General features: G+C 31.4%; 8 protein-coding genes and 6 pseudogenes. 3 read left to right on the top strand and 11 right to left on the bottom strand.

Going from position 1 to position 11136, the window contains the following annotated elements; translation table 11 throughout:
• Nucleotides 1-176: 176 nt before the first annotated feature.
• Nucleotides 177-399, top strand: a pseudogene (locus PSR14_RS30420) (hypothetical protein).
• A 50-nt stretch (nucleotides 400-449) separates the two neighbouring features.
• Nucleotides 450-1525 (top strand): annotated as a pseudogene (locus PSR14_RS30415) (IS3 family transposase).
• Between the two features lie 1269 nt (nucleotides 1526-2794).
• On the opposite strand, the pseudogene PSR14_RS30410 reads toward PSR14_RS30415, so the two are convergent.
• The 9 genes and pseudogenes from PSR14_RS30410 to PSR14_RS30370 all read right to left on the bottom strand — a co-directional run.
• Nucleotides 2795-3100, bottom strand: a pseudogene (locus PSR14_RS30410) (hypothetical protein); the annotation flags it as partial.
• Nucleotides 3101-3208: 108 nt separating this feature from the next.
• Nucleotides 3209-3439 (bottom strand): hypothetical protein, encoded by a 231-nt coding sequence (locus PSR14_RS30405; RefSeq protein WP_262727050.1) that lies wholly within the window; start codon nucleotides 3437-3439, stop codon nucleotides 3209-3211.
• Nucleotides 3440-3718: 279 nt separating this feature from the next.
• Complete coding sequence (locus tag PSR14_RS30400; RefSeq protein ID WP_392355921.1) at nucleotides 3719-4012, bottom strand: IS3 family transposase; 294 nt, start codon at nucleotides 4010-4012, stop codon at nucleotides 3719-3721.
• A 124-nt stretch (nucleotides 4013-4136) separates the two neighbouring features.
• A complete protein-coding gene (locus PSR14_RS30395; RefSeq protein WP_262727049.1) occupies nucleotides 4137-4550 on the bottom strand; it encodes an IS3 family transposase in 414 nt (137 codons plus the stop codon).
• The gene (locus PSR14_RS30390) at nucleotides 4532-4861 is read right to left on the bottom strand and encodes a hypothetical protein (protein WP_262727048.1); all 330 of its coding nucleotides are present in this window, start codon (nucleotides 4859-4861) and stop codon (nucleotides 4532-4534) included. The genes PSR14_RS30395 and PSR14_RS30390 overlap by 19 nt, the downstream gene beginning before the upstream one ends.
• Nucleotides 4776-5015: pseudogene (gene tnpA, locus PSR14_RS30385) on the bottom strand (IS200/IS605 family transposase); the annotation flags it as partial. The gene PSR14_RS30390 and the pseudogene tnpA, both read right to left, overlap by 86 nt.
• On the bottom strand, nucleotides 4966-5139 hold the full coding sequence (locus PSR14_RS30380; protein ID WP_169509534.1) for an IS3 family transposase: 174 nt from the start codon (nucleotides 5137-5139) through the stop codon (nucleotides 4966-4968). The pseudogene tnpA and the gene PSR14_RS30380, both read right to left, overlap by 50 nt.
• A gap of 131 nt (nucleotides 5140-5270) precedes the next feature.
• The gene (locus PSR14_RS30375) at nucleotides 5271-5543 is read right to left on the bottom strand and encodes a transposase (RefSeq protein WP_277505758.1); all 273 of its coding nucleotides are present in this window, start codon (nucleotides 5541-5543) and stop codon (nucleotides 5271-5273) included.
• Nucleotides 5544-6084: 541 nt separating this feature from the next.
• The gene (locus PSR14_RS30370; protein WP_277505760.1) at nucleotides 6085-6345 is read right to left on the bottom strand and encodes a hypothetical protein; all 261 of its coding nucleotides are present in this window, start codon (nucleotides 6343-6345) and stop codon (nucleotides 6085-6087) included.
• 298 nt (nucleotides 6346-6643) lie between these two features.
• Between PSR14_RS30370 and PSR14_RS30365 the strand changes: the two are divergent.
• Nucleotides 6644-7379 (top strand): annotated as a pseudogene (locus PSR14_RS30365) (IS6 family transposase).
• Nucleotides 7380-7541: 162 nt separating this feature from the next.
• On the opposite strand, the gene PSR14_RS30360 reads toward PSR14_RS30365, so the two are convergent.
• Complete coding sequence (locus tag PSR14_RS30360; RefSeq protein ID WP_277505762.1) at nucleotides 7542-8546, bottom strand: glycosyltransferase family 2 protein; 1005 nt, start codon at nucleotides 8544-8546, stop codon at nucleotides 7542-7544.
• Nucleotides 8547-10018: 1472 nt separating this feature from the next.
• Nucleotides 10019-11130, bottom strand: a pseudogene (locus PSR14_RS30355) (RNA-guided endonuclease TnpB family protein).
• Nucleotides 11131-11136: the final 6 nt, after the last annotated feature.

Genomic DNA, 11136 nt, shown 5'->3' with positions numbered 1-11136 from the left:
ATGGACTGCGAACGTTTAGTCATTCGAGAATCCCACTCGTCAATCCGTAAGGAGTAGGGCTTGCGACTTTAGTCGTGGGAGTCTCAAATAGGAGGTTTAGAACCCTAACTTAATTAATTTCACAAGATTTAGGGTTGTCTCATAATATATAAACTGATTAAAAAGGATGTGAATGAATGGAAGATATATATATAAACTAAGACTCTACAATTAGAAACAAAAGAGATTATGAGAGATGTAGAGGATTTAAAAATACGAACAACAATAAATGAAAAAGATATTACTATAATCAATAAACAATTAGAAGAAATTAATATAAATACTACGTGGATCTTACGAATCGTCATAGGTGCAATCATTATGGCAATTTTAGAATGGATTTTTAAAAATGGGATATAGTATAAAAAACTTCCACTAATGCACTGTGAAGTGAACCCGAATAGTGGTACATAAAAAAGGATGGATATTTCAATCGGACAATTATAGAGAAGCTTGGAATTAAAAATGTTTCCCAAATTAAGCAGTGGTATCGGACCGGTCAAACGTACCGTTTTCAACAACCTGTAAGAAAACAATATTCTTATGGAAAAGGGCCAAAAGAGTTAAATGAATTGGAACAGCTACGGTTAGAAAATAAACAGTTAAAAATAAAATTACTGATATGTGGAAAGTATCCGGAAATCGAAAAGAGTTGAATCCGGAAACTGTAGTTACTTTATGGATCGATTTAAAAACAAAACTAACGGTAAAAGAATTGTGCAATGTATTAGAAATAGCCTGTGCTACATTTTACCGTTGGTTTCAATGGACAGAGGACTTGAGAGCCGAGACAGAAGGAAAAATAAAGGATGTTTGTCTTCGATATAAATTACGATATGGATATCAAAGAGTGACCGCTACGCTTCGAAAAATGGAGCTATGTGTGTGAATCATAAAAAAGGATTACGAATCATGAGATAAAATCAGATTCTCTCAAAAGTTCGTCGGAAGAAAAAGAAATATATCAGTGGTGCGGAGCCAGTAGTAGCCCCTCATCGATTGGAACGCCAATTCGATGCATCTGCACCAAATCAAAAGTGATTTACGGATGTGACGTACCTATTATTTGGAGAGTGTACCTTGTATTTATCAACGATTATGGATGCCTTTAATCGTGAAATTATTAGTTATGCCATTAACGATGAGGACATTAAAACAAGTAATGAGAGAGCGAAAAGTAAAAGGTGTCCTTCTTCGCTTAGTTCAAGGAAGTTTTTATACAGCGAGGTAATTTTAAGCGTATGCCAAAGAAAATAGTATTATCACCAGCATGTCCCGGAGAGAAAATTGCCATGAAAATATCGTCATAGAAAGCTTCTTTGGTCATTTGAAAAGTGAAACTTTCCATTCACAAGAGATAACAAAAGTATCCAACATAACTATGCGAAAAATCGTGCTAGAATACATTCATTACTACAATCATGTGCGAATTCAAGAAAAATTAAACCACTTGTTCCCTAAAGAATTTAGGGGACAAATGGTTTAATTTTTCTTGATAGTTATCCTGTTTTCGGAGGGCACTTCAGCACCTAGTGGAAGTTTTTAATACTATATCCCGAAATTCGTAGTATATTTTTGTATAAAACTAATTAACTTAAAAATTCGTTCAGATTGGAATTGTTAGGTGGGTTTCAATTTACTTTTTTAATTAAGCTCTGATAGTTCTCTAAATTTTATAAATCAATATACAAAAGGAGATTCAGTAGGCTCTATATATCTAAATCCGCATATGGAACAGACTAATATCCAATTGGGATATTGAACGTATAATGGTTTTAGTTTTATACACTTACAGTTTTTACATAACATATTGTTCGCTCCTTTATGTTGTAAAATTCATTTATTATATCAAATATATCATTTGATATAATAAATGAATTGTCTTAATTTGTTTATATATACGGACAAAAACTATATTTTATACAAAGTTTAAGATAAGTGCATATTTCTATTTTTATTTTGAGGATGTTTTGTCAATTTGAATAAAAAGTTGATACTATATATGTGATTCTTCTAATACAATAGCAAGGGATTACAATTGATGAATCAGTTACTGTTTGGATTTGAGCTCAGAATAGTGGAGATGAAAGAATTATGGGAGTACGGATCTGTCTTCAATTGGGGCTAAAATTAGAATAATTTGGTTTAGGTTGATTCGACGATATAAGATGGATGCCGGTTAGTATGTGTTATCTCTTTATGTTTGATTATTTTTTCGGTTGGAAATTCTTGTTCTTTGTGTTTTAATTGCCTGTTTTTTGCACAAACGCATAGTTTATCATTATATATGCCTAAACTAGTGGTAATTTTTTTGTTGGCAGAATATCATTTCTAATATTCAGGACGTGTTATTTATTTTTCTACAGACAGATTTTATAAGCTTAGTGTCTCCGTCAATAAGTTCACTCCTCAAAAAATAATTATGAAGTATAGATTCAATAAAAGACAAATTCCCTTTGAAAAAAGAATGAGAATTGTAGTTTGAAAATTTTTATAGAATATTATAATACATCACCATAATGTTCCGGAATAATAAATATATGGGTACTTGCTTAGTAAACATTTGCTTGCTCATCCTCCTGATTGGTACGCCTTGATTTTAACAACCAAAGCGTACTTTTTATTTGGAATCATTGTAAAAGATTTGAGAAAGATTATATGAGAATTATTTTTGTTCATCTGTGTCGGAAGACAAAAATTAATATAAGATATGTCGATTAGATATCAAATAGATATCGCAGGAGCAACAAAACATTTATAAAATGGTTTCTGCTACTTCAATTCCAAGTAGCGATTGTATGTGTTCAATATGATTTGCAATTGTAACTGAGGAGGAACCTGCAAATAACAATCCAATTGCAACACCATCATTGGTCATAATTAAAGAACCAGAATCCCCTCCTGAAGAAAGGTTGGTTGTGATAATTTGATCTCGAAATCGAGCAACCCTACCGCTTCCATAATTCACATCTACAGTAGCATTCACTGCAGTGATAACCCCATGTGTATGATTTGTGGTCCGTCCCACTTTCATTATTCGTGTACCTACCGTAACATTCCGAAACTGTAAAAAATCATTCTCTATGCTTTGTTGTACTTTTTGAATTTCTTGTTGTTCCTGAACCGTTAATCTCTTTATCTTTGAAGTTTTTCCCATAGTACTCCCCACTTATCCCGTGTAATGATTTGTAATAGTCCCCACTTCTATAATTTTCGTAAAATATGTTCCCAGTTGTGCCGGTATTTGTTCTTCTTTTTTTAATTGCGAACGCGGTACTTTTTTAGAAACAAATACTTGAATTACCTCTTTTCCTTGTACTAATCCCATTCCTACTCCCACAACATAAGGTAAACGTAATAAATTCGTTTCATATTTGCGTACAACTTTTTCTAATTCCATTGGATCACTTCCTCTCCATTGAGATAATGCATTAGATTTATCTTCGATAGTTCTGGAAAATGGTGTATGATACCACTATAAGTATTTAGCTATGCTTGTGTATTTTCCTTCTTGAAATATACAAGATAAAAAAAGGACCCTTTATAGAAAGTTCCACTAAAAAACTATTTAGTTATAAAACTGATTACTGATAGTAGTACTTGAAGATTTCCGTGTCAAAAATCAGGAAAATATGTATAACACTTAATTTAAATCTAGAGTAGAACTGGGATATTGGGGTCAAAAAAACCACAATGCGAGCTGAAGTGAACCTGAATAGTGGTACATGAAAAAAACACCTATGCTACCTGTTTCTTGTATTCTATAGGAGACAAAAAACAGGTAGTTTAACTTTTCTTGAATACGTTCCGTATTATAATACTCAATGTAATCGTGAATGAGTTGTTTGAGAGTAGAAGTTGAATGTATTTGTTTTTCTTTGGAATAAAACAATTCAGATTTCAATGAGGAATGAAAAGATTCTATTACGGCATTATCATGACAAATTCCTTTACGGGACATACTTGTGGTAATGCCATTTTTTTAGATAACGTTTGGAAAGCGTAGGAGGTATACACGGCCCCTTGATCACTATGTAGTATAATTTGAGTCTTTTGTTGCAGTTTTATCGCCTTCTCAACTGTTCTTAAGACGAGTGTTACGTCTTGTCTGTAACCCATTTTTCATTTGGATTGTTAGCTTGAAAGTTTCTATTTAAGAGATTCTCTACAACAATTCTACTTTCTCCATTGATCCAGGTTCTTCTCTTTCTTTTAACCCTACATTGTAAATTTTTCTTTTGCATTATTTTTTGTACAGTTTTTCGATTTAGGTGATAATTATATTTTTGTTTCAATAAAGCAGTAGCTTTTCGATGTCCATATCGAAAGTGATTTGTCATACAAATTGTCAAAATCGCCTGTTCTAATTTTGCTTCCTTTACATCTTTCACTTTATTTTTCCATCGATAATAAGTAGAACGAGGTATACCAATTAATATACATATCTCTTTAATGGCGTACTCATCTTTCATTAACTCTACTACTTCTACAATTACTTCTTTAACCAACACCTCTCGATTTCTTGGTACTTTTTTAAAATATCTAGTTGCATTTTTAATTTCCGATTCTCTATCTGAAGCTTCTCGATTTCAGTTATACCTTCTTCACTAGCCTTTTGTAGCGTACTTTGTTTTCCTACAGGGCGACTAAAACGATACGTTTCACCTTCACGATGCCACTTCATCCAAGTTTTAATCTGTGCTTTATTTTTAATTCCTAATTGTTCCATAATTTCTTTATTTGTGTATCCTTGTTTTTTTAGCTCGATTGCTTTCCATCTGTTTAATTGTCTCAGTCGATACATTTCCAGCAGTAGAAACAAAATAGGAACGTGTCCATAGACTTGGCAAGTGTTGAAGATGAGGAAACTCTCCTCTCAAACGCTTTGATGTCACTCCTTTAATTTTTGCCATTGTGTCAGCAGGACTAAGTGTTGGTAGTGTATTTAAGAACAAGTGAACGTGGTCTTTGTCGCATCAGTTTTCCTACTCGTTTGCGGTTTACCTTGATGCCTTTCTTTTCAAGTACTTTTGTAATTCTTAAAGATCCATACCGTCCCTTATGCTCCTCAAATATTTGTTGTATTTCCTCACTTAACACTGCGTTCTCTAAAGCTCTTTTAGAAGGTTTTCTCTGAAATTATTCATAGTAACCTGACCGCGAGATGTTTAACGTTTTACAAGCCTTCTTGATGTTATATTTGTGTTTATTTTCTTTTAAATATTAAAACCTTACACATTCTTTTTCTTCAAGAAGACCTGGAACTTTTTTAGTAAATCAAGTTCTTCATTCTCCCACTTGAGCTTTATCATTTCATACTGAGAATGATAAAATGCGCTTCCACGACCTGGAAACGCACTTTCCCCATATTCATTTATCCAACGATATAGAGTATTAGAATGAATCGATAATCCTTTAGCAACCTCTTTTACAAATGTATTTTCTTCCAGTACCAGTTGAACTGCAGCCATTTTAAATTGACGATCATAGACTTTTCTACTCATAAACTGAATCACCTTTCTCTCTTAATTTAGTGTCCAGTTTAGTGTACCATCTCCAACTTCATTTTTCAGGAACCCTAAAGTTTAATATGGAGACAATATGAAAAAGTCATCCCCGATGACCTTGAAAAACAAAATGTAAAAATACTAAGTAATGTAGATTTAAAAGTGCAAGCTTTGAGAGCTAAATCAATACAAACTAAAATCAGTGCATAGATTGAACCTTATGGCTCTATACATCAGAGAAAGAAATAAGATGCCCAACTGAATCTAAATAAAAGCTTCAAATGATATATCAATACTATCATTTTATTACGAAATGTGTAGTTCTATATAGAGATTTAAGTCATCTCAAATAGTTGTATCTACTTTATGTGGCATGAAAGCAATACATATGTTCAAAAAAGAAAATAAATTTTCAAATACTTATATATTAAATAAAATTTTTATGTACGTGACAAACAATATGAAATCTTTCAGATGGAAAATGAAAGGATAACCCTAACGCAAGTCTAAAAATTCAGTTAATTAACCTTTCATTTTTTTAAAATCCGAATAATATATTACATTGTTCTTGTATGTTTTGGAGTTGTAAACTTAATCCTTTTGCTAATGGTACCATCTTAGGGTCTTGTTGTAATGTGAGTAACAGTTGTGATACTTCTAGAAGTATACGGTGAACTTCGTATTTGTCTTCCACAACCAAAAATCCAGAAATATTGTGAAGTATAGCTTCAATTTCCTTCATTTTTTGATCAATTTTTTGTAACAACTGTGTAGAATCACCAAAACCTGATTTTTCCAAGCATCTCACCCGCTCCTATTGTTTATTATATAAGAGAATAATATGGAGACTTACTAACATCTTTTGTAATAAAGTGAATGATTTGAAAATAACTCTTTTTTGTATTGTATACCAATTTTGTTGTTTGTACAAGTTCAGTATAATATATTTACAAAGGAAGCAATAAGGGCTCCAGTGCAAAAACTTCAGGCCACTTGCAAATACCCTCTTAAACTTGGACGTGCTAATACTAGTATTCTTAAAAAGATGTGTGATTAGTATGAAAAAGGAGGCTTCATTTAAATGGAAGCGCTATTAGCTGGATATTATTTTATTAACTGTGTGCTGGTACCTACGTTACAATCTCAGTTTTCGTGATTTAGTAGAAATGATGGTAGAAAGAGGAATATCTCTGTCTCATGCAACGATTATGCGTTGGGTCCATTAATATGGGCCAAAGTTAGATAAGCGAATTCGACGTCATCTCAAACAAACGAATGACTCCTGGAGAGTAGATGAAACGTACATAAAAGTTAAAAGACAATGGATGTACCTATATCGTGCCGTTGCTTCTGAAGAGAACACGATTGATTTTTATCTCAGTAAATCCAGAAATCATACGGCCGCAAAGCGATTCTTCAAGAAGGCTTTGCGTTTTTTTATGTTTTAAAACCTCGTGTAATCACAGTTGATAAAAATCCCGCCTATCCCATTGCTATCAGCGGGTTGAAGAAATGAAAAAAAATGCCATTAGGCATTCAAATCAGGCAGATAAAATATTTAAATCACATCGTAGAGCAAGACCATCGTTTCATGAAAAGACGTATACACTTTATGTTAGGACTTAACTCTTTTCGCACAGCTACAGGTATTCTTGCAGGAGTAGACGCCATGCATATGAGAAAAAAAGAACAGATTGATTTACGGGATCAATCTGTTCAAACTCAAAAACAATTCATTCATCAATTATTTGGATTAACAACGTAAAGAACAATTCCGGTAGAAATTCTCATTGTTTTTTGGAATGTATCCTTTATTTGCACAAAAACCTCTGAATATTATTTATCATTTGGCTATTTTCATATCTTGAATTTATATTAAATGATATAAATTTGTATTTTCTTATTCTGCTATCATAATTGAAAATACATGTCGAAATGCATCACTTGAAATAACTTGTTAAAATATTATGCGATAAATTGAAATAATGGGTATTATTATTTTTTTAGTTTCTTTAAACAGCGCTTCCATAAATTTTTAGCCCTAAAACTACCTGTTCCCTTTAAAATTAAATATTTAGGATTATCTTCACCTAACTGTAAGCAGTTTTTTAAACAGTTAATTGCATCTTGATATTTTTGTACGCGAAATAATAAGCTAGCTTTTAAAAAATAGAGATCTACGTAATCAGGATATAAAAAAATCGCATAATCGATATTAGACCAATTGTTATCTATATCATTTAATTCAAGAATAATGGTATACTTTAATCTATATGCCATTGAAGGAGGCACAATTCCCATAGAAATGAATTTTAAAATGGCACTATTAATATAATCTAGTGCGGCTTTATGATTCTGTAAATTGTAGTATTCAGATGATATGTGATAATTTATCCACGGATTATTGTTTGAATTTTCCGCCTCTTTTTTTAATATTTCTAAATTTCTTTGATATTTCTTTTTTTTCTTTACGTGTGATTCAAGGTATCCATAATGTTTTATCTGTGCATCCAAAATACCATAGGAATATTTATCTAATGGGACATTTAATGTTTCGTGAATCTTGTTGTGAAACTTAAATTCAGCATCTTTTCGGAAAATTCTTGGTTGAAAAATTTGATAAACATTATTTTTATTAATTTGATTACCTACATAATTTAAGATAGGAATTAAAAAAAGGTTGTTTTCTGTTGTAGCTAAGATATGCTTAAGTTCCTTAAAGTTGGTTTGAGATAATTTTTCATCAGCATCTAGCCATAATATCCATGTACCTCGAGCTAAGCTGATGCTAAAATTGCGGGCGGCAGAAAAATCAAAAATCCATTTAAAATGGTAAATATTCTGCGTGTACATTTTGCAAATAGAAATAGTGCGATCATCACTTCCTGTATCGACAATAATAATTTCATCCACTAAATTTTTAACGCTATTTAGACATCTTTCAAGTGTATATTCTTCATTTTTAACTATCATACAGAGTGTAATGGTAGTTTCTTTCAATCTTTTTCCTCCTATCATATTTTTATACTAAAAAATATTAATCCGTATTTATAGACTTCACATGTATTATAGATATATATAAGAATGGTTAAACCTCATCTTCAAATATATTGTATTATAAAAATCATTAGTTAGTATCTTGTTATAAGTTGGTCTTTCTTTTTACAAGATGTAAATAATTATTGAAAAGTAATTACTTTTCAAGTAATAGATTCTAGACTTGCTTCTCCATGTTCGAGAATAATTAAATTTTTGCACATAACTACAAAAAAATCAGATAAATACAGCGATTGATCCGAATTACGTAATATAATATAATTTTGATTTTTAAATACCTGCATAGAAAGTGTTTCTTTAAAAGAAGTTTCTATTAAATATATTAGGATTCAGCCATGGTGCTTCTATTCGTTGATTATTTTTTTGAGAATATGCTATAAAAAATAAAGGATGTTTTAATAAAGATTGAAGTAATAGAGTATATTTTTTTTTATATTGAGACCCTATTTTTTTAGTGTTTTGAATATATATATATATATATTCAAAACACTTTTTAATATTTTTTAATAAACATATGCTTTTAGCATTAATAGAATAGTTTAACTCGTATGTTTTATTAATACTAGCAGAATTCAGAAGCATACTATTGAATAAACTACAAAAAAAACATAGAGATTCATAAATAGTATTGTATATTATTCGTGTATTTGCTTCACAAAATAATTTATGATAAGATAATATATTTCTTAATAATAAACAATGTTGTTCAATATAAAAAAGAATATTTACTTTCATAGAAATATAAGATGAATCTGTTTGAAATAAGCTATAATCACCCATTATATACCTCTTTTCAAATCTGCTTCCAGATAACAAAGTTAGGGTTTTAGAAATGAATTGTATATATAAAATGTAAGAGTATTTTAGCCATTATTAAATACTCTTACTTGTGGTTAAAGATAGACTGTTTATCTCATGAATTTTGAAGCTAATGGGATATTGTCCGATGATTTATTAATTATAATATTCTCATCCATGGCTAAAATGTATCCATTAGTAGGCACTATTACAGTTTTTTGTTGTTAATATGTTATTGATACCTGATTTTCGCATATTTGAGTATATTTCTTATCTATTTCAAGTTAATTTAGTGAACAGAATCAAAGTTGAACAAGTTTGTAGAGGATACTTGCTCAACTTCGAAGGTGACTGAAATATGGGAACTCTCCTGAGAAGGAGATATTAAAAATATATTCATAAAAACTATAAAATAGAATGATTAGTATTATTTTATCTGAGGATAAGTTTAAAAAGGAATATTACAGCAAGTAAGGATGTGAACTACCCGCCACTTAACGTCCTAACGGACTGTTTGAAGGGGGGCTTCTCGGTTAGTCGTTACTTTTGGTAGCTAACGAATTCGTCCTAAGACAGCCGAGCTAACTACCTTGTTCCAAGGGTTATTTTATTGCTATCTATGCTAACGCCAATAGGCGTATTGCTTCATTTTTGATATTGATAACTGCGTTATAATCTCTATCGAGATTTACACCGCATATACAAGAATAGACTCGTTCAGACAATGACATATTTTTCACATTTCCACAACTGCTACATGTTTTTGTGGAAGGAAACCATTTGTCTATTTTCACAAGCTGTTTGCCTTGTTCATTTAGTTTATAAGCTGAGAAAGAAGTGAACATACCCCAAGCATTATCAGCGACGCTTTTTTCAAAATGAAGTGCTTGCGATATTCCCTTCATATTTAGATCTTCAATAGCTACAACATCAAAATGAGTAGCTAACTCTTTAGACTTATGATGAAGAAAGTTCTTACGTTGGTTTGCTACTTTTTCATGCAGCTTAGCTACACGGATACGTTGTTTATTCCAACGCCCTGAACCTTTTGTACGTCTTGATAATACTCGTTGAGCCTTTGCTAATCGGTCTAACATTTCACGATAGAACTTAGGATAATTGGCTCTCTCATCCTCAGAACTGACGTATAATTGATCCATCGCAAAGTCTAATCCAACAACTGTTTCTACTTTTTTTGTACGATCTCTTTTTCGTATTCAGTCAAAATGGACACATAGTATTTACCAATAGGTGTCATAGAAATCGTACATGACTTGATTATATGGCCTTGTGGTATTTCTCTATGCTGTTTGATACGTACCATTTTCAGTTTTGGCAATTTGATATGACCGTTAAGCAACATAATATTTCCGTTCACTACATTCATTGTATAAGACTTTCTGTCTTTTTTGCTTTTAAATGTTGGGAAGTCATTTTGACCACGAAAGAAATTTTTATAGGCAGTTTGCAAGTTTAGTTGAGCATTTGCCAAAGCTAATGAATCAACTTCTTTTAACCACTCAAATTCTACTTTGTATTTCGCAGGAGTGGGAAGCTTTTGTTTCTTTAGTTGCTCCTTATCATTTTTATGTTTTTCATACGCTTCTTTCCGTTCAGCTAACATTCTGTTATACACGAAACGTACACAACCGAAGATTTTACGCATAAGATGTGCTTGGTCTTCTGTTGGATACAAACGGAATTTATATGCTTTATTCTGCTTTGTCATATCATT

Origin of the sequence: Bacillus sp. A01H (assembly GCF_045277205.1) — a bacterium.
Classification (GTDB): Bacteria; Bacillota; Bacilli; order Bacillales; family Bacillaceae_G; genus Bacillus_A; species Bacillus_A paranthracis.
Note: the sequence above shows the minus strand (reverse complement) of the source record. Positions and strands in the feature narration are given on the sequence as shown.